At 56.1% G+C, this 17,584-nt stretch carries 22 protein-coding genes; 18 read left to right on the forward strand and 4 right to left on the reverse strand.

All coding sequences use genetic code 11. The annotated features are described in order from the left end of the window. Together PSOLE_RS16380 and PSOLE_RS24125 are read right to left on the reverse strand one after the other, a co-directional pair. Nucleotides 1–459 (reverse strand): hypothetical protein, encoded by a 459-nt coding sequence (locus PSOLE_RS16380; RefSeq protein WP_139204941.1) that lies wholly within the window; start codon nucleotides 457–459, stop codon nucleotides 1–3. Nucleotides 460–822: 363 nt separating this feature from the next. Beyond that, nucleotides 823–1,077: a hypothetical protein gene (locus tag PSOLE_RS24125; protein ID WP_126866384.1), complete on the reverse strand. Its 255-nt coding sequence runs from the start codon at nucleotides 1,075–1,077 to the stop codon at nucleotides 823–825. Between the two features lie 384 nt (nucleotides 1,078–1,461). Between PSOLE_RS24125 and PSOLE_RS16385 the strand changes: the two genes are divergently transcribed. After that, a complete protein-coding gene (locus PSOLE_RS16385) occupies nucleotides 1,462–2,130 on the forward strand; it encodes a hypothetical protein (RefSeq protein WP_074857427.1) in 669 nt (222 codons plus the stop codon). A 193-nt stretch (nucleotides 2,131–2,323) separates the two neighbouring features. Beyond that, the gene (locus tag PSOLE_RS16390) at nucleotides 2,324–3,871 is read left to right on the forward strand and encodes an SEL1-like repeat protein (protein ID WP_074857424.1); all 1,548 of its coding nucleotides are present in this window, start codon (nucleotides 2,324–2,326) and stop codon (nucleotides 3,869–3,871) included. 72 nt (nucleotides 3,872–3,943) lie between these two features. Here the strand turns inward: PSOLE_RS16390 and PSOLE_RS23810 are convergent, their stop codons facing one another. Next, complete coding sequence (locus PSOLE_RS23810) at nucleotides 3,944–4,360, reverse strand: hypothetical protein (protein ID WP_139204940.1); 417 nt, start codon at nucleotides 4,358–4,360, stop codon at nucleotides 3,944–3,946. A gap of 163 nt (nucleotides 4,361–4,523) precedes the next feature. Between PSOLE_RS23810 and PSOLE_RS16395 the strand changes: the two genes are divergently transcribed. The 3 genes from PSOLE_RS16395 to PSOLE_RS16405 all read left to right on the forward strand — a co-directional run bounded on the left by PSOLE_RS16395 (nucleotide 4,524) and on the right by PSOLE_RS16405 (nucleotide 6,725). Further along, nucleotides 4,524–5,069 (forward strand): hypothetical protein, encoded by a 546-nt coding sequence (locus PSOLE_RS16395; RefSeq protein ID WP_020307659.1) that lies wholly within the window; start codon nucleotides 4,524–4,526, stop codon nucleotides 5,067–5,069. 248 nt (nucleotides 5,070–5,317) lie between these two features. Next, the gene (locus PSOLE_RS16400) at nucleotides 5,318–6,442 is read left to right on the forward strand and encodes a hypothetical protein (protein WP_020307660.1); all 1,125 of its coding nucleotides are present in this window, start codon (nucleotides 5,318–5,320) and stop codon (nucleotides 6,440–6,442) included. A 7-nt stretch (nucleotides 6,443–6,449) separates the two neighbouring features. Next, nucleotides 6,450–6,725 carry a hypothetical protein gene (locus PSOLE_RS16405; protein WP_020307661.1) on the forward strand — a complete coding sequence of 92 codons (276 nt, stop codon included), beginning with the start codon at nucleotides 6,450–6,452 and terminating at the stop codon, nucleotides 6,723–6,725. A gap of 61 nt (nucleotides 6,726–6,786) precedes the next feature. Here the strand turns inward: PSOLE_RS16405 and PSOLE_RS16410 are convergent, their stop codons facing one another. Further along, nucleotides 6,787–7,188 carry a TraR/DksA family transcriptional regulator gene (locus PSOLE_RS16410; RefSeq protein ID WP_045632760.1) on the reverse strand — a complete coding sequence of 134 codons (402 nt, stop codon included), beginning with the start codon at nucleotides 7,186–7,188 and terminating at the stop codon, nucleotides 6,787–6,789. Between the two features lie 189 nt (nucleotides 7,189–7,377). On the opposite strand from PSOLE_RS16410, the gene PSOLE_RS16415 reads away from it, so the two are divergent. The 13 genes from PSOLE_RS16415 to PSOLE_RS16475 all read left to right on the forward strand — a co-directional run bounded on the left by PSOLE_RS16415 (nucleotide 7,378) and on the right by PSOLE_RS16475 (nucleotide 17,581). Next, complete coding sequence (locus PSOLE_RS16415; RefSeq protein ID WP_020307663.1) at nucleotides 7,378–7,716, forward strand: hypothetical protein; 339 nt, start codon at nucleotides 7,378–7,380, stop codon at nucleotides 7,714–7,716. Nucleotides 7,717–7,726: 10 nt separating this feature from the next. Next, on the forward strand, nucleotides 7,727–8,008 hold the full coding sequence (locus PSOLE_RS16420) for a hypothetical protein (protein WP_020307664.1): 282 nt from the start codon (nucleotides 7,727–7,729) through the stop codon (nucleotides 8,006–8,008). A gap of 59 nt (nucleotides 8,009–8,067) precedes the next feature. After that, nucleotides 8,068–8,355, forward strand: coding sequence for an HU family DNA-binding protein (locus PSOLE_RS16425; RefSeq protein WP_255312123.1), 288 nt, complete (start codon nucleotides 8,068–8,070; stop codon nucleotides 8,353–8,355). 174 nt (nucleotides 8,356–8,529) lie between these two features. Further along, nucleotides 8,530–9,030 carry a hypothetical protein gene (locus PSOLE_RS16430; protein ID WP_020307666.1) on the forward strand — a complete coding sequence of 167 codons (501 nt, stop codon included), beginning with the start codon at nucleotides 8,530–8,532 and terminating at the stop codon, nucleotides 9,028–9,030. Beyond that, the gene (locus PSOLE_RS16435; protein WP_020307667.1) at nucleotides 9,027–11,195 is read left to right on the forward strand and encodes a helix-hairpin-helix domain-containing protein; all 2,169 of its coding nucleotides are present in this window, start codon (nucleotides 9,027–9,029) and stop codon (nucleotides 11,193–11,195) included. The genes PSOLE_RS16430 and PSOLE_RS16435 overlap by 4 nt, the downstream gene beginning before the upstream one ends. Beyond that, entirely contained in the window at nucleotides 11,192–12,997 is a 1,806-nt protein-coding gene (locus PSOLE_RS16440) for a type IV secretory system conjugative DNA transfer family protein (protein ID WP_074857421.1), read from the forward strand. Before PSOLE_RS16435 ends, PSOLE_RS16440 begins: the two co-directional genes overlap by 4 nt. A gap of 94 nt (nucleotides 12,998–13,091) precedes the next feature. Next, a complete protein-coding gene (locus PSOLE_RS16445) occupies nucleotides 13,092–13,433 on the forward strand; it encodes a hypothetical protein (protein ID WP_020307669.1) in 342 nt (113 codons plus the stop codon). A gap of 93 nt (nucleotides 13,434–13,526) precedes the next feature. Continuing rightward, nucleotides 13,527–13,871: a hypothetical protein gene (locus tag PSOLE_RS16450; protein WP_020307670.1), complete on the forward strand. Its 345-nt coding sequence runs from the start codon at nucleotides 13,527–13,529 to the stop codon at nucleotides 13,869–13,871. A 2-nt stretch (nucleotides 13,872–13,873) separates the two neighbouring features. Continuing rightward, complete coding sequence (locus PSOLE_RS16455) at nucleotides 13,874–14,227, forward strand: hypothetical protein (protein WP_020307671.1); 354 nt, start codon at nucleotides 13,874–13,876, stop codon at nucleotides 14,225–14,227. 10 nt (nucleotides 14,228–14,237) lie between these two features. Continuing rightward, nucleotides 14,238–14,621 (forward strand): hypothetical protein, encoded by a 384-nt coding sequence (locus PSOLE_RS16460; protein ID WP_074857419.1) that lies wholly within the window; start codon nucleotides 14,238–14,240, stop codon nucleotides 14,619–14,621. A 1-nt stretch (nucleotide 14,622) separates the two neighbouring features. Continuing rightward, complete coding sequence (locus PSOLE_RS16465) at nucleotides 14,623–15,258, forward strand: hypothetical protein (protein ID WP_020307673.1); 636 nt, start codon at nucleotides 14,623–14,625, stop codon at nucleotides 15,256–15,258. Between the two features lie 2 nt (nucleotides 15,259–15,260). Continuing rightward, the gene (locus tag PSOLE_RS16470) at nucleotides 15,261–16,055 is read left to right on the forward strand and encodes a hypothetical protein (protein ID WP_020307674.1); all 795 of its coding nucleotides are present in this window, start codon (nucleotides 15,261–15,263) and stop codon (nucleotides 16,053–16,055) included. Then, entirely contained in the window at nucleotides 16,052–17,581 is a 1,530-nt protein-coding gene (locus PSOLE_RS16475; protein WP_244597299.1) for a conjugal transfer protein TraB, read from the forward strand. Before PSOLE_RS16470 ends, PSOLE_RS16475 begins: the two co-directional genes overlap by 4 nt. The last annotated feature ends 3 nt before the right edge of the window (nucleotides 17,582–17,584 follow it).

Genomic DNA, 17,584 nt, shown 5'->3' on the forward strand with positions numbered 1-17,584 from the left:
TCATTCAGTGATGGCTCGATAGTAGATGATGCCGAACGCAGAGTAACGCCCCATCACCGGCGCTACACTCAGCACGACTGCCTTGCCGGCGCCGATCAGCTGGTCGATGTATTCCTGGGCCGTGATCGCTGCCTGCTTACCGCACTGGCCTTCGGCAATCTCGTTCTGCGCATGCCGGCGGAGTCGATCAGGCGTAATGTGGCCGACTGAGGGCGGGCAGTAGATCATCACGGCATCGCGCCAGCCGACACCATCCACAAACACGTAGCCGGTAGCTCCGGGAACAGCGCTGCCGGCGCTCATCATGCTGTCGTCATGCTTCGAGCCAGCAGCCGAGGCCGAAATTGCGGCAGCCCCCGCTGCCCCACCACCATACCCATAAGCGCTGGTAGCCAGCAGCGGCAAACCGAGCGCCGCCAGCGCCAGAAAACTTCGAACCTTCCCCATCGTCACCTCCACAGCGACAGTTTTTATTATCCGGGCCAGGAGTTACCCCCTGCTCGGATGCCTGGATTCACTCGATTCTATACCATCATAAGAAGGGGTTTACCCTGAACCAGGGAGTTCCCCCTCTAACTTCGTGCGCGCCTGTTATCCCGTAAAAGCCCGCCTGATGCACCTCTTTCAACCTGCAAGAGCAGCGCTGCCTGTAATGCCGTATCTGACCCTGCAAGACGAAACCTCTGCGTTGAACTTGATGACGAGTAAAAGCCGCGCTTGAACCACCCTGCCCTACTGCCAAACCAGCAGGGCCTGAGAGTTATAACGGCCACACCCCCCTCTATCACCCCAACACGGTGCAGAAGATACACACCACCCCGATCAACCCGCTTTTGCTGCTCTATATGCCTGCGCTGACGGCAGGACATGACAGAGGAAAAAGAGAAGAAAAAAAGACCAGAAAGAGAAAAAAGCACTGCCGTGCGGCTCCGCCGCACAGGCAAGAAAAAGAAGAAAAAGAGCGGAAGAAAAGCCCGCCCGAAGATCGACGTGGGTCGGGATGATGCAGAAAAGCGAGTGATCAGTGAGGGTGTGCCCGAGCTTCGGTGGATCAGGAGGAACACCGAGCGGGCTCAAGGAATGCACGGTTTTTCAGGAGGAACGCGGTGTGGCCCTGTTAGGGCCTCTTTCTTATGATGGTATAGAAATAGGGTGCCAGCGACGCCCACGGATTCGTGCGCGTTCAAACAATAAAAACTGTCGCGACCTGGATTGTTGCGGAATCACTGCCGCGCCTGCCCAGACGAAATGAACAACATAGTGTGTGGTGCTTGGGAAATGGCTGGCTTAAAAGGTGGGCTGCGGAGGAAGGCTATGACGGCGAAATGCAGACTTTAATCCGTGGAGAACGATGCACGTACAGGCCATGATCAAGCGTTTTTCTGCAATCACACGAAGGCACCACGAATTGCTCAGCTTGGGGCAAGTTTTGCGCTCCCGAGGATTTGGAGTAAAGGCTCAATGAAAGACCATGAATGGCAACTCGCGGCTCGACGTTCACGATCACCAAGAGCAATACACTTCCTTGTGTGCCCGCATTCGCCCGACAGCGGAGTTCTGCTCGATAAGTCCGGCGAGCCAGTGCTGACGGACTACAGCAAAGTTCACTGGAAGGGGTTGGCTACCGCTGCTCGCGCAGCAATCGAGCGTGATGTGCCTAAGAACATTGGGCTGTATGTCGCGAATGATGCCGTTGATGTGATGGATTTTTTGCACGTTTCGACTGAGACAGGCAGGCCATTTAGAAACGAGCAGTCATTTGAACATCGCGTCAGATCAACCCTGTCTCAATTATCCATGGCGGACATGCGAGCTGGGATCACCAGGATTTCAGACCGGAGACCGGGGATTCACATCAACACTCCAATGGCCGGGAAGCGTCCGCCCCTCGGTTCGTTGATCCTTTCACTCAAGTTCATGAGTGGCAGCCAGATCATCGACTACCTAAGCAGCGCCACCGACACCTTGTTCGGGGCGCCAGCCAGGGTGGCTACTTTTGAGGGCTACAAGCCAGTGCCAACGGTTGGGCGGATGCCGGCATTCCTCAGCGGCTGGCTGAGTTCACAGTTCGGCGTTGAATATGGTCCTGACTGCACAGTAGTGGCTATCGAACGCACATTTTCTGTCTGATTAGTACCCTCGCACACGGGAGAGCTGCATCACATATACCGTCATCAAGCGCATGCTCTCACCAGCGATGAAAGATGCACTAGCAAGTCCCCCTACTCAACGAAAAAGTGATTGAACAATATCCTTTGAGGGTGCAGACGGCCTGGGCCGTTATTCTGTTGCGCCTACGAATCTGGCATCGGAGAACACCTGCATGACCTTCAAGAATCCCGAAACCCCGCCCCTGATCGAAATGGCTCTTTTCGTGATTGAGCATCGGTTTCGGAAGGACGCCACTCTCGAACCGTGGCGCGATGCCCTGCTCCGCTTGCAGTCCGGGGACGTGGAGTCTGCCGCCGAAGTAGCTGCCAAGGCCTACAACAATGGCGCGTCCTTGGAAGATCGCCGTGGGGTAATCGACTTGATTTCACAGGTCGCCATCGAAAACAGCACTCATGGCCATTGGTATGAGTCGCTTCTGCTGCTCGCAGCTGAGGGAGGGCTCAGCCATTGCGCTTACAACGTAGGGAACCTAATCAGCGAACGCGCCACAACACCAACCGACCATGCTTTGGCCCAGCGGTATTACAAGCAGGCAGCAATAAACGCTACTGACCCGGCGACGAAGGCATCTGCACTGGTGAACTCCTGCGTACCAATCCGCGACGGGCTGGTCACGGGGAAACCGGACTGGGAACGAGCAGTCGAAATCTACGAACAGGCAGCTGAGCTGAACCTCGCGGTCGGAATGTTCAACGCCGGCAACGTATCATGCTGGCTCAAGGAAAAAGGCCAGTTCGCCTATGCGGCCAGAGCTGAGAAATGGTTCACTCGACTGATCGACAGGGTGGATGCAGGCGGTGAATTCGTGGATATAGGCGGCGCCGCCGAGGTACGCGCCGCTTATCAAAAAGCCAAAAAACAATTGGCTGAGCTGCATGCGAAGGATCAAGTAGCTGTTGTGGATGTTGACCTGATCCTCTCCGCTGCCCAAGACGAAACCGACCAAGATCGTGCAGCATGGCTGAAAACTCGCGGCCATGAACACCGACTCCGTAAGACTGCCGTGCAGGCGAAACCTGCTGCGTGGGAAAATTGGCTGTCGGTTCTTTCTCTGATGGGGTGGGAGCTGGCTGCCAACCCTGAATCTTTGAACCTGGGGCCTGGAACCGGAGACTCCCGCCTGCTTATGTTCGAACGCAATCAAGGTGCTCCCCTTGTCCTTGCGGTTGTTGACCTGGACGAAATCGAAAGCAACGGCGGCGTCTACAGGCTGGTCGAATTGGTGAATGATATGAAGGAAACACACGCAGGCCCTTGCCTTGCCATTGGCGCTAAGGGGCTGTTCGTGCAGATCACCAAGTCAGAGGGCTACAGTTCTTACACCGTATGTGTGTCTTCAAATGATGAAGGTGTCATTTCGCTTATCCCTATCTGGCCCGGTGCCACAACCGATGAAGTAGCGAGGATAATCGATGGCCAATCCCCCGTTTACGGACCGAACAATACGGATGAAGGCAACACCATTGCGATTCTGGTCAATGCCCTTGGCTCAGGCGCATCTGTAGACGGGAAGTCCTTCCCAGAAGCGATCTACGTGAATGTTGGAGGCTACTTCAACTCCCCTGTTTTTACGGTAGAGGAAGCAATAAGCCTGGGCTGCCAGTTTCCGCCCGATGAAATAGCCTTCGCCCTGGCTGGGGTGAAGAAACATTTCCGAGATTTAGAGCAACGTAAGCTCAAGTACCTTGGCCTTCAATAGCCGAAGACGCCCGGTCTATGATCCCGGCATGGCGCCGGGTTCGGCCATGCTGGGAGCATGGGTTAAACAGGACTACTCGGCACCGTTCTCATCGTCATCGTCATCCAGGTATCCGAAGTCACCGCTGTACTCGGCAAACATCATCCGGCCACTCATAGGAAAATAGGCTGAGTAATGGCCCTTCAATTTGATCGCGCACACCGTAAAAAATTTGCGTTGGTGACGCGGTAGCCGGCAACCGGCCCCATCAAAACCAACCAATCCCGAATCTCGATCAAGCTGCGAACGCGCACCAACCCCATGATCCCAAAAACGAGCAGCAGGCCCTTTGTGACCTCTGTGGCGCCCTTGCCAGCCTTCCGATTGTGACATGCCGTCAAAGGCTCTGCGCACTGCTTTCAAGTCGAACTCAGTGTCAAGACAGCTTGCAAGTGAGACGGCATCACTCAATGCAAACTGCGAGTAGTTGTGCATGCTGTTTTTGGACATGACCCATAACCTGTTTCTCAAATCGGTGCTCTGCTAGGCGGAATCCGACTTCGCAAGCACACCCTGAAAATACACAGGGTAGACAAGCGGATCACAGTGCCACCTCGTTATATTTGTTGCAGTGGGCTGGATTGGCTAGCCCTGCAAAGGACCAAGGTAATCCATGACCGATCAACGCACTCAGTCCCCTAACCCATCCGTCGCCAGCGACCACTGTGAAGGCGCTGTGACTGACTCGAAGCGCGACAAGGTTCTGCGCAACACACACTTCGTGCTTTCTGCGGTGATACTGGGCGTCGCCGGCCAAGTCTGGATCAATGGCGACGGCAGCTACGCGCTCGGCTTCATGCTTGCAGCGCTGAGCCTGTTGCTCACCAGCTTCGGCGCCTTGAACCTGACCGGCCTGACCGACAACGCTCGCAAGGGCGTAATCATCCTCAGCCTCGTTGTAGCAGGCCTGGGTGTGTTCACCTTCATTGAAGGTCTGCGCGAGGCTGAGCAGCATGGTCCTCGCATTTACGATGTGCGCTACGAGTTCACTGCGGCCAAGTTCAAGGTTGAGGGCATTTCCGATACGCCCTGCGTGCAAGAATCTGGCTCCGCCGATGCCCCCGTTACCTGCACGTTGGTCGTAACCCCTCTGTCCAGTGAAGAAGCTGCCGGCGAGAAAGCTCAGACGCCGGCTGACGACGAGCAGCCCAAGGGTTGACTGCGTACCTGTGATCCGACTCCCCACGCAGCCGAGCAAATGAGTAACTGCATCGTGTTGAGTAGATCGAGGGTCGCTCATCGTCTAAGTTGGAGTCCTGTTCATCGCACAAGGATGTGCCCTCAGTGGTAGCCCTCCCTCCCCGGAGGGTTTTTTTTGCGCGGGATTTACGTTCGGTGCCATGCGAGTATCCAATCGTGGCCGTTATCGTTCAGGCCCAACCTAATATGCAGGCAACGGATACTGGAATGCTGTCAGCTCAGAACGCCCCCCCACAAAACACCGAGAACCCGTCTCCCTCTATCCGCTGGACAAACCGGCGTGACCTATTGAAGTGGGTAAAAGCATTCCAGGTGTATTTCCCTCGGAAGGCTCATCTGGCCAATAAGGCTGCCGCTACCCTTGCCGGAATTGAGAGCTTCGAGCGGCTGTATGACGACCTGCCGGCAAGCGCTGATGATTCAGACACCACGGATCGGCTGTACTCGAAACGCCGTATGGTGAGGTTCAAGGAAGATCGCTTAACGCTTATCCGTGACTTCCGAATCCTGCCGGACGCTGCCGATCAATTCCTCACTAGCTGCCCTGTCGGCTGCCAGGACTGCCTGTTCGATGGCATCAAGGACACCTACTATGATGAGGCTCTGTGCTACTACCGGGATGATCAACCGCCATCCGATTCTGTTGAGGCAATCGTGGAGCAGCAGCACCAGCTTGCTATCGGGCAACGTCTGTCCACCGTTGATAGCACTGACCGCCTTGGGGAGTACCTTCCCCCCCAGATGATCTTTGACCTATTCAACTTCCTACGGCTGCCGTTCACTGCGGACCTCACTGGGGAAGACAGCATCGACGCTTCTGCTCCAATGACAAGAGTAGGCTGGGTGGCAGATCGTGAGCTTGGCCGGCTGGAGTGCTTCGCTCTCGCTTTCACTGCACCGCCCAACTGGTGCCGAGACGAAGTGTTCTATTCGGCCCTGGCCCAGGTCAGCCTCACTCGCAACCTAGACGACCGCCCCGTGATCCTGCTGAACAATCTGCCGCAGCAACTGGTACGAACAGGGAACATCTACACCTCATTCGGCTGGGTCGTAACAGCAGCAAAGGTCTTCCCGTTCCTGGTGAGCCATCGCGGCGTCCCAGTTGCTGACCTTCTAGTGGAACTGGCCACGTTCGATGCGGCCAAGTCATCGAGCATAGCTGACAGCAGTAATGTAGCCCTCAGCGTCTTCTGGAGCCTACTGCGCCAGCATTCGCGAATGCAGCTACCCGAGACGCCAGAGTTCTTATCCCTTCCAGACAACTGGATGGTCACTACAGGTGCGACCGGCCATGCCATTGAGCGGCGCAAACACACCTCACCCAAGGACTGAAATCGCAGTGAAAGAATTGAACGCTCCATTCACTATTTATGCCGCTAGCCTTGAGTGTGGAAAGGTCGCAAAGGCAAAAAACGACACGGAGCGAGACAGATTCTACTGGCAGGCAAACGGATACATATCCGCCCTTCTACTCCACAAGCTCATAGACATTGATGTGCATGAAGCCCTGAGAAACAAGCTCACGGATTCGCTTCGCGCATACAATTTGGGCAAGGGCCAAGCACCATTGGAGGGAGAGTTCATTCGCGAAACACAGGACCTAGAGCCCACATGAACGTTGAGTAGTAAAGAAAAAGGCGCCTTCTGGCGCCTTTTCAGTCATTGGTGGCCACGTACTATGCTGCTCGCTGGTGCCGGCCACGCGCCTCGCGGGCCTGCATCGCCTCGACACTGAGCAGGGACTCAGGAATCACCAGGAGGCGCTGGAGAGTGATCGGCTCGCCGGTATCGGCACAGAAACCGTAATCGCCGGCATCGATAGCTTTGAACGCCGCATCGATCTGTTTGAGCGTCTGGAGGTCCATTTCGATCAGGCGAGTCGCCGTGGAGCGATCTTCCTCAGCGCTTGCCGAGTCAGCCTCGTCCGGCTGGCGCTCGATCTTGCAGAGCGCCTGGTTCTTCTCGATCCGCTCACGCAGCATCGCTGCTTTTTCGGCAAGCTTCTGGCGGAAGAATTCGAGTTGATCTTCACACATGTATTGGTCAGCGCTCTGCGCCAGCAGTTGTTCCACGTTCATAGCTACCTCTGAGGTTCGATTGTTGACCTTCCGAGCGGAGGGTGATCGACAACCCAGAATAACGACCGCCTCTCCCGAATCCACTGAACCGCGTGTAGTTACCTCCATTCGACTGAACATTTTTTGTCGCTGATGCGGATTCTGGGAATCGAGCCGTTATGGTGATCGTGTATCTACAGGGAGGCCCCCATGGGACCAGATTTCAGAGTTGAGGCCCTGCCAGCTGGCTTCGTCTATGGCGCTATTGCCCCGAAAGTTCTCTCCGACCTCGCGGGTCGATATGCCCAGGAGGCGAAAATCGATGTGCGTCATTGGGCGATGTGGGTGTTCGACAATGGCTGTTCTGTGCCCGTACCAACCCAGATCGACAGCTCCACGTTTCCGCCCATTCGTGCCTGTCAGCTGCTCCGACAAACACTGGAGGAAGTGGCCCGCGTTGAAATGCACGCAATGGGAGAGACTGATAAATTCAATATCAGCGCTGTTGTCAGCCAGCTAAACGAAGTTTGCGCCCTCGGCGCCGTGTAGGAGAACTACGATGTTGAAGCACCTGACCACTGAAATCAGCAACAAGCGATTCGTAGCCTACGTTGCCCTTCTTTACATCCTGGCATTCACTGCCGGCGCTTGGGTTCCCGCGTCGAGCCCGATCTTTTCGAGCGCGCCCTACGTGAAGCTCGCTCTTTTGCCGTTCGCCCAGACCTTCCTGTTGATGGGCGCTCGCAGCCGCTGGCCTAGCAACTACGGCGTGATCGTCGCAGCCAGTAGCGCGTTCTATGGCGGCACGATTCTGAGCGTAATTACCTCGGTCTTCTTCTAAACGAAGTAGACCATTTCTGACCGGCGAGCCATCGGTTCGCTTCACAAGCAGTACCACCCATAAAGGAAGTCCATATGAACAAGGCTGAACTGATCGATTCCATCGCCGCCCAAGCTGACATGCCGAAAGCCGCAGCCGCTCGCGCCCTCGATGCCTTCATCGACACCGTAACTGGCGCCCTCAAAGCCGGCGACGCCGTTACTCTGGTCGGCTTCGGCACCTTCCAGGTCAAAGATCGCGCCGCCCGCACTGGCCGTAACCCGCAGACCGGCAAGGCCATCGAGGTCGCCGCAGCCAAGGTGCCGGGCTTCAAGGCCGGCAAGAGCTTGAAGGATGCGGTGAACTAAGCCCCTTCGGCAGCCGAAAGAGCCCCGCATTAGCGGGGCTTTTTTGTTCTGGCCGTCACGCAGCGACCGGCAACCCTTGTGACCCCGATTCAGATGCCATAGCTGACTTATCCCATTACCCCCAGAATTGGGGACTTCCCTGTTGCAATAACAGATAGAACAACGGAGTTCCCGATGACCCTCATTTACACCCGAGAAGCACAGTCGTTTCTTGCGCCTGATGACGGGCTGTACAAGCGCCCACCACCCCACCAGATCATCCCCTACATGGTCAGGATGAGTAGCGCGATTCGAAGCACGTCGATGGCCAACCGGACCGGGGCCATCAAGATGGTGCAGGCCAACATGAACGAAGCCTGGGCGAAGATTCACCGCGCATTGCGCCCCTACTTCTACAAGCCCATCGACGAGCTGCTTGCCAAATACCCCGCTTCACCCATCGAGTTGCCGAAGCTGGATGACATGCCACACATCCATGCCTCGATGCACTTCTGCTTGGACGTGCTTGAAGACCTAGATCGCCTCACCGTGCTCATCCAGGCCGACACAGACGCAACCGATGGCGCGGACACCATCTTCAACTGCTGGAACGCCGTTTACCGGGCAACTGGTCGCGTCGAGGGTATCGAGCGGCGGATCAAAAGCGGCAAAGGATTCAAGAACGAGGGCGTATGACAGCTGCTGCAAATATCGGTGGTCGCGAGGAAGCAACGCTTGTAAGCGTTGTGTTTCGCTCCCCTACGAGCCCATGGGGCATTTTCCGCTTTCGCAGAGAAGATGGCTCCACGTTCGAAGCCACGGGGGATTTCGGCCAATCCGTTCTGTACGAGGAATTCATCCTCTACGGCCAACGCGTACCCGATATAGAGGGTGGTGATTTCCTTGTCAGCAAATTCACCTCGCGCCCTCCCCGCTCACCCAAGGCAATCTCTGGCTATCTCAGCGAGCTGACCGGCGCCAGCCGCGCCTCGACAGTGAAACTGGTCGAGCACTTCGGTGAGAGCACGATTGATGTGCTTGAGCGCTCGCCTGACATGATCGGCGACGCTGGAATCCCAGAACGGGATATTGAACGCCTCATCACCGGCTGGAAGGAGCTTCGCTCCGACAGACTCACCTTGGCCAAGATCGAGGTCAAAGGCATCCCGCTCTACAAGCTGTCGAAGCTGGAGCGCTACTACGGGAATGATGCCGACCTGAATCAGGTGATCAAGACCGACCCATACGCCCTGTACGTGTTCTTCGATGACATGCCCTTCCCCAAGGCCATGGCCCTGGCGAACCAGCTCGGCGTATCCAATCAATCCGAATCGGCAATCAGAGGCGCGGTTATCGCAGCACTGCGGCGCGAAGCATGGCTTGGCCACTCGGTCATCGAAGGCAAGCAACTCGGACAGCTGGTCGTGAAACTGCTCCGTGTCCACCCGGACGTTGTGCGCCCGCTGCTGGCACCCGCAGTTGCTGAGCTGCGGCGGTTGAACCTGATCCACGTCGATGAACGACGAGTCCAGCTCAAGCAGCTCTACGAGGCCGAGCAGAAACTGTTCGCCCATATCGACAAATGGTCCAGCCTCAACGAAGAAGACCTCGACCTCGACCTTGTGCCATCGGAGCAGATGGGGCTCAAGATGCTCAAGTCGATGCAGCTCAAGCCAGCAAGCGCAAAACAGCTTCTGACTGGCCTGTCGGCACTGCTCTCCGAATGCTTTGCAATCGTGCAATGCCAGACCTTCGAGGATCAGCTTTTTGTAGCCAAGGCCTTGTCCCTGATATTCGAGGCGTATGGTGCCGATGCGGTCATCACCACCTACACCCTGGAAATGCTCAACGAGGCGTCACCCCGGCTCGGCTGCTCAATCCCCAGAATGACCTACGCAGAACTGATCGGCCTGGACGATGAAACTGGCATCCCACTGCACCGGGGCACCAACCCCATAGAAGCGGATGCCATCGTCGTGCTCGGCGCCGACGCACTCGGCGTTGAGGAAATGAACTACCTGATCGAGGCCGCCCCGCTTGATGGCCGTCTGTACCTACTGGGTTGCCCAAGGGACTTGCCGAGTCTTTCGGTCGGCCAGCCGTTTGCGGACCTGCTGGACTGCGGCCAGTTCAAGGCCTTCCATTCCCGGTTCTGGGGCATTCCTGGTACTGCAAAGCACGACGCACAGGAGCAGATATGGGCCGGAGCCGTTGAGCCTGACCTCAACGATTTCGATCCCACGCAGCCTGTTTCATGGCTGGAATGCGGAGCCGAAGAACTCCCGAAGATGATCCCCACGCTACTCCGAGAGGTTGCCGCAGCCCTAGAGGTAAACCCTCTGGCGGATATACGCATCGTTGCGCCCAGCACCAGCAGCAAGGCCGTCAGGGCAATCCAGGACGCCATCATTGCGGATTTTACAGGCGGCAGCTTGCCGATCACCTTCCAGGGCCGGCAGTACCACATCGGCATCCCAGTGGTTGTACGGCAACAGTTGAACTCCACGTCTTGCCCGGCTTTTTCGGTGTATTGGCCGACAGAGGTTTCGCCAACCTCATTGACCTTGCAAAGCCTGACAGGGGCCGTGGCGAAGCTGACCCCAGATGACCGTATCGACGTGTTCGACGCGTTAGTGATGACGCCGAAGTTCGTCAGGGGCCGGCGATACGAGCTGGTGATCCTAATTGCTCTGGCTGACCAATGCGGCGCCATCAACCAAGAGCTGGTGAGCAGCTTGCTCAACACGTCTGCACGCTCGCTCATCGTTGCCGGCGAGATTCGTGATCTGGCCGATGGATTCGCCGAGCGTCAATCGAGCCGCACTCGTTCCAAACTCCTGAACTGGGTATCTGAGAAATGACCATTCGATCTGCACGCCGAGACGCCCAGGAAAAGGCCAGGGAGAAGCTTACAAGGCAGCGCGCACTGACATTCAGCTCTGCGCTCTTTGGCTCAGCGATTCCATTCATGCCGCCCCCTCTTGTCATTGCAATGGGTGTTGCTGCGGCGCACCTCTGCCTCGGCATCAATAAGAAGATGGCCGAAAACGAAAAGCCCATAGTCTGGGACTCTCTGCTCGAAGAAAGCGAACTACCGGATTGCGATCTGCGCAGAAGCACCTACTTCGGTCAGGTCATGCCCTACTCTGAGTGGAAGGCTAGCATCGAGGATGTGCGCAACAACAAGGGCGTTGTGACCGCGAATGACATTCGGAGAACCCTCAATGAGGTGTACCCGCAGATGATGCCTTTCATGCTCACCGACGACCTTATGACGCGCCACGTAGCACTTCTGGCTGCGACCGGGACCGGCAAAACGGAACTACTGCTGGCAATCATCCAGCAGCAAATCAGAAAAGGGGCTGGACTAATTCTGGTCGAGGCGAAAAGCGACTCAGACTTCTCGGGCTCGATCTACGCGATGATGAAAGAGGCAAACCGCCTTGACCAATTCAAGTTGATCAACTTCGAATTCCCAGAGCAGTCGCACACCTACAACCCAGTCTATTCGGGCGGTGTCCGCGCCACGCTGTCCACCCTCATGAAAATCCAGGCTAACTCGTCTGAGGAATTCTGGACGGACATTGCCCGCTACACCCTGACTGCGGCGACATTGACGTTGAAACTCCAGCCAGGGTCGCCGGCATTCAACATCAAGGACATGATCGCCCTGCTGAGCGACTTCGACCTTCTGCTCTCTTACACCAAGCGGATCAGGGCTGAGGAAAGCAAGCAGCACAAAGAAGGCATGGACTGGCTTTACAGCTACCTCAATAACTGGTGGAAGGATGGCGACGGGTGGAACTACGCTCAGTACAAGACCCTCACGCAAGGCTTGGTGTCCAAGCTGTCGGCGTTCGCCCACTCTGAATACTCCAGCATCGTCAACACCTACGCACCTGACGTGGACCTCAAGCATGCCATTCTGAACAACGAGGTCGTGGTGCTCTCCATGTCCAGCCTCGCGGACAAGGATGGTGTAGAGCTGTTCGGCAAGCTGTTCATTTCTGACTTGGCGCGGGCGGTCGGTGAGATTCAGCTGGAGAAGTCGAAACCGTTGATGATGTTCCCAGCCATCTTCGACGAGTACCCATCCTTCATGGACGAGTCGCAGGTGCAGCTCTTTCAGCTGGCCCGCTCGGCAAACGTACCGATCATCATCGCCTTCCAGGGCGTCGGCTTCCTGGAGAACATTTCGCCTGCATTCGTGGAAATGGTCCTGGGCAACTGCTGGCATCACCTCTACTGCGACATTCGAGACACGAAGACGAGGGAGTTCGCCGTCAAGCTCGCGGGCTCGGTCATCACCAAGATGGAATCAACAGCAGAGGGACAAAGCGTGGGCGCCAGCCACGCATCCAACGAGGCCGGGTTGGTGGCCAACCAGTCCGATGGCGAAAGCGCTTCCGTCACAACCAAATCCCAGAGGGAAGAACTCATCCAGCCGGAAGACTTCGCAACCCTGGATCAGGGCGACGGGATCATCGTCGGCAAATCAGGCACGTACCGGGTGCGAATGCCGATGGTACGCAACAGCTTCCCGAATGTGCCATTCAGCGAAATGCAGCTGGTTCGGAGACGACCGCGTGGCAGGCCGGGAATCTATGCGTGGGATGAGTTCACCCGCAAGAACAAGGACAAATTCTCGCGGCTACTCGGGTAGCCCTAACTGGCCACGCATTCGCGGAACCCGAAGGGCTCTACCCGCCACCCCAACATGAACGAAATCCCGCGCATGCGCGGAAAATGAGGAAGCAATGGCAACTTGGATCGACAAGCTCCGAGAGTGGAATTACGACTGGGAGCCGGTCGCAACATGGCTCCTAGACACAGTTCAGTATCAGGCAGCCCGGCACGGCCCAATAGCTTATGTGGTCACAGCACTCACTGTGATCCTGGTTTTCCTTTCGTTCCCCCCGACAAGGAAGCTCACGCAGACTTTCTGTGGCGGAGTCTTCAAGTTGGTTCTGAACTTCATCCAGTTGGCCGGCGCCCTGCTGTTCGTTCAAGCAGTAGGCTTCTTCGCTCGGATGTGCCTCACGCTGTTCCATAAGGCTCGAATTTGGTTGATCGAGACAGCACGCAGAGCACGCGAATAAACCAAACGCAAAAAAAGTTCACGCCTCCGCGCATTTAGGCCCCGTTCAGGGGCCATCACCTTTGCACTGTGAAAGTGTAAAGGAGATTTTTTCATGCGCATGCTCCACCTGTGCTTTACCGCCCTTCTCTCAGTCCTAGCTGCCACCTCTGCGGTGGCGGCTGACCCCTACCTGATCGATCAGCGCGACCCGGCCTATCAGAAGTCGATTGAGCACTTAGCTCGCGCAGCACAAGCCCTTGCGGTGGCCAGGAAAGAAATGGCCAAGGCAGAAGGCGCTTACCAGCTTCCCGGCCTCAACGTCCAGCAGATGCAGGAACAGCTGAGGCCTCTGGAAGACACCCTCGCGGTGTTGCTTGCCCCCGAAAAGAAACGAATGGCTCACCAGACATTGGTGCCGGACGGAATCTTTTTCACCCCTCTCAATTCTGGAGACTAATCGTGGACTTATCGAACGTTCTTCCCCGTTACGGAACCCGCGAACATCGGCAACTCGGACTGCTGCTGGTCATGTTGCTCGTTGTCGCGCTGCTCATGTTAATGCCTGACTTCGCCTTAGCAGCCGGCTTCGACGGAACCATCAAGCCGGACGAGAAAGTTGGCACCAACCTGGACTCGTCCGCACGTTCCTGGTGGCACTTCCTGGCCAAGCCGGGCTTCTGGATTGCCATGATCTGGCTCGCATGCTGCGTGCTGTTTTTCAGCTCGCGAGGCTGGCAGTTGCCCTTCGTTCTGGGCGCAATCTTCCTATTCGGCGAAATGGTCGTCGATGGGTTCCAGGTCCTGATGAAGTAACGGTGAAGTCATGCACCTGAGAGTTACAACAGAAAGCGACACCTATGTGTACGCAACATCCCCACTCCGCTTGGCAGGACTAGACCCCGAGGACTTCATCATCCTCGCGCTACCTGTGGCAGTGCTCAACACGTTGGATGTGAACCCCATCATCTGTTTGCTGGTGGGGTTCTTCTGCTTGTGGCTCTACAAAAGCATGACAGCAGATCAGCCGTCCGGGTTCTTGTCCATCGCCGTATCGCTCGCAGTGGGTGAGCTGCTGAACAATCCCGTTGTTCAGCAGCTCAAGCCTGCACGAGCGGGATTGCAATGGACGGCTGTGAAGATCAACCACATATGGATCTCCAGCGGCCTTCTACCGCTGCCCAGCTATTGCAATCTGTACGAGCGCTAGCATGTCAAAACCAACCAAATATGGGCCTCCCATAAAGCTGTTCAACATCTTGGGCGCCTCGGAACTGCGGCAGAGCCGCATCATGGTTGTCTTGCTGTTCATCATTCTGGCGGCGGCGGCAATCATCGGCTTTCTGATTTTTCAGGTAATCGATCTACAGCGTGCAAATGCGCAGCTGAGTTCTGATCGGGTGATGTACGGATACCCCAACGCAGAAGGCGTGTTTGTCAGCGAGAAGGTAATCCCTCGCCGTCACGTTGAAGGGTTCGTCAGTTGGTACATCCAGAACTACTACAACTTCACCCCTGATTCGGCTGAGGCCAACGCAACCGAGGCACTGCGCATCATGTCGCCGAGCCTTCGCGTCAAGCAGGAGCAACCCCTCAAAACACTCGCTCAGCAATCTATCGAGCAGGAAATCACTCAGGTGTTCGCTCCCGACAGCAAATACACCATCGAGTACAAGCCGGGCCAGGGCTACATCGTGTCGTTCAAAGGAACGCGCATTCGGGCAACGATGAACCGCGTATTCAGCACGCGTAAATATGACGTGAAGCTGCTGCTCAAGCCCGTCAAGCCATCTGCCCACTTCGAATGGGCACTGGTTGTAGACGACTACATCGCGCAGGAGATTTGAGTTTGAAAACCCCATTCCTAGCTGCCCTGGTTGCAGCAGCTATCAGCATGCCTGCCCTTGCAAAAGACGAGTGCAACCGCTCGCCGCGCACCATCGTCTATGACAATAAGCCTGTTGATGTTTTCATCAGCAATGACACCCAGCGGGCGGAAGTGACTTTCCCAGAGCCGTACCTGGAAGGTATTTACGTTGAAGTTACAGAGGGCATGAACTTCTACAGAACACCGATCAACAACAAGATCGCGTTCATGTCAGAAGACCCAATGTACACCGGCCTAGTCACCATCGACGGCCCGAGCAAAAAATCCTACATCCTGCGTCTTATCACGCGCCCCGGATGCGCTGACAGCCAAGTGACGATCCAGGACCAGCCACTCGCTGATCGCAGTCAAACTGCCGTGAACACTTATGGCCATAAGAAAGGCCTGATGAACTATCTGTTCGACGGAAAGCTGCCATCAGGCTATCGACAGGCTGACTTTGGCGGTATGTCGAAAGAAGAACGCACAGTGTTTCGTCAGGGCTCTTTAGAGTTCATTCTCCAAAGCCAGTACATCGGCCCGAAATATATCGGTACGACCTACGAAGTAATCAACAAAGGTCGCACTGCAACCAAAGTTGCAATTGATCAGATCGATTACAGCAATCCGGCAGTACGGGAAACACTCGGCATCGCCCGACAAGTCTCCATGCTCCCCACATCCCGCATCCTTGGCCCTTCGCCAGACTTCCTTACCGAGGTCTATGCAGAAAGCCACCGTGGGCTCCTGTTCATCGTCTCGGAGAAGCAGAAGTGAGCGAGGCCGATAACAAAAAAAACCCATTGATGGAGCCAAAAACGCTGATAGCTGGCGGGGTTGTCGCTGTCAGCATCGCTTTCGCATTACTAGGCAATGGAAAGAAAGAGGTTGAGTCGGTAGATATTGCCGCGAAGCCTATTGAAGTAGGCTCAGACCAAATCAACGCAATCAGCGTCAAGGACAAGGACGCAGCCCTAACTGTTTTTGCCAAACAGTTCGAAGCCGTTGAGCAGAAGCTTTCGATTCAAGAGCGAGAAGCAGCTCAGAGCATCGCTGGACTTCGCAAGGAAATGAAAGAGTCCAACAACGAAGTAAAATCGATGGTGTCATCGCTCGCTAACGAGGTACTGGCTCTCAGAGCCAATGGCGTCGAAACGATCTACCAAGAAGCCAACAAGAACGACAGCAAAACCCCTCCCTCCTTGCCAGACAAAATGCCAGATTTTGGCATGGAAGGTTTGAACTTCGACGGGCTCAATTTCGACATGAGCCCACCAAAGCCGCAAGTTGAGCAGCCGGCTCAGGGAGCAGGGATTTACGGGCCGAACTACTTCATTCTGAAACCACAGAATGTCGGCACCACCGTAACGAGCAAGAACGGCGGGGACGCATTGAGCGCGAGCGAAAGCGACCTATTCGCTTCGATGAGTTCCCCTGCCCCGCAAACGCCCAACTATACAACCCAAAACGCAGGGCAGGCCCAGGCACAACCACAGAAGCAGTATGAAAGCGCTGCCGAAGCCTACGAGGATCAACAAAAGAATGCTGAATCCGTTGCTGGCGCTGTGCCCACAGGCCCCAAGCTTGAGCGCATCACCATCCCTGCGTTCTCCTTTGTTGAAGTCACTACCCTACATGGGGTGGCCTGCCCAATCGGCGCCAACTCTCCAAACTCCAAATCGCAAAGCGAGATACCTGCACGCCCCATAGTTCTGCCTGTACGTGGAATTTTTCGGGGACCGAACGGATCGAGCGTGGATATTGGCAACATCCATCTAATGGGGCTTTGCGCCGGGCGCCGCACATCAAGCAGTAGCGCTGGCAGAGCCACGATCCGTGTCGAGCAAATGTCGTACTGGGACGAAGGCGGCGACGCCCAAATGTCCGCAAGTACCGGCTACATCGTCGATACCCGCGACAACGAGCAAGACGTATACGGACGACTCGACAAGGCCTCTGGCCGGACACTGGCCTTGGAGTCTGCGGCAGCAGCCGGGGCCGCGTTTGCTTCTGCACTCACCCAAAGCGAGTACACCACGCAAAACAACCTCAATGCCGAGGGCGGGTCATCGACGGTTCAGCAACTGACCGGCGATGCAACCAAGGCGGCAACCACTCAGGGCATTGCAGCAATCTTCGGAAAGATTGCCCAGCGCTTTGAGCAAGAAGCCAATGCAGCCATCGACACAGTGGTAGTAGAGCCCGGCATCCGCCTGCGGTTCGTCACTGATCAACCTATTCATGTTTACAAGCCTGCCGAAGCGTTCGACCTGGACGGAAGCAGCAATGACGTTCTGCTGTGAGGA

The organism is Pseudomonas oleovorans subsp. oleovorans (genome assembly GCF_002197815.1).
Lineage (GTDB): Bacteria > Pseudomonadota > Gammaproteobacteria > Pseudomonadales > Pseudomonadaceae > Aquipseudomonas > Aquipseudomonas oleovorans.

Bases quoted from the DNA above. Each gene is read 5' to 3' on its own strand.
- PSOLE_RS16395 (WP_020307659.1), top strand. From the start codon at position 4,524: ATGACCGATCAACGCACTCAGTCCCCTAACCCATCCGTCGCCAGCGAC.
- PSOLE_RS16410 (WP_045632760.1), bottom strand. From the start codon at position 7,188: ATGAACGTGGAACAACTGCTGGCGCAGAGCGCTGACCAATACATGTGT.
- PSOLE_RS23810 (WP_139204940.1), bottom strand. From the start codon at position 4,360: ATGTCCAAAAACAGCATGCACAACTACTCGCAGTTTGCATTGAGTGAT.
- PSOLE_RS16435 (WP_020307667.1), top strand. From the start codon at position 9,027: ATGACAGCTGCTGCAAATATCGGTGGTCGCGAGGAAGCAACGCTTGTA.
- PSOLE_RS16440 (WP_074857421.1), top strand. From the start codon at position 11,192: ATGACCATTCGATCTGCACGCCGAGACGCCCAGGAAAAGGCCAGGGAG.
- PSOLE_RS16420 (WP_020307664.1), top strand. From the start codon at position 7,727: ATGTTGAAGCACCTGACCACTGAAATCAGCAACAAGCGATTCGTAGCC.
- PSOLE_RS16445 (WP_020307669.1), top strand. From the start codon at position 13,092: ATGGCAACTTGGATCGACAAGCTCCGAGAGTGGAATTACGACTGGGAG.
- PSOLE_RS16415 (WP_020307663.1), top strand. From the start codon at position 7,378: ATGGGACCAGATTTCAGAGTTGAGGCCCTGCCAGCTGGCTTCGTCTAT.
- PSOLE_RS16465 (WP_020307673.1), top strand. From the start codon at position 14,623: ATGTCAAAACCAACCAAATATGGGCCTCCCATAAAGCTGTTCAACATC.
- PSOLE_RS16430 (WP_020307666.1), top strand. From the start codon at position 8,530: ATGACCCTCATTTACACCCGAGAAGCACAGTCGTTTCTTGCGCCTGAT.
- PSOLE_RS16450 (WP_020307670.1), top strand. From the start codon at position 13,527: ATGCGCATGCTCCACCTGTGCTTTACCGCCCTTCTCTCAGTCCTAGCT.
- PSOLE_RS16460 (WP_074857419.1), top strand. From the start codon at position 14,238: ATGCACCTGAGAGTTACAACAGAAAGCGACACCTATGTGTACGCAACA.
- PSOLE_RS16390 (WP_074857424.1), top strand. From the start codon at position 2,324: ATGACCTTCAAGAATCCCGAAACCCCGCCCCTGATCGAAATGGCTCTT.
- PSOLE_RS16400 (WP_020307660.1), top strand. From the start codon at position 5,318: ATGCTGTCAGCTCAGAACGCCCCCCCACAAAACACCGAGAACCCGTCT.
- PSOLE_RS16385 (WP_074857427.1), top strand. From the start codon at position 1,462: ATGAAAGACCATGAATGGCAACTCGCGGCTCGACGTTCACGATCACCA.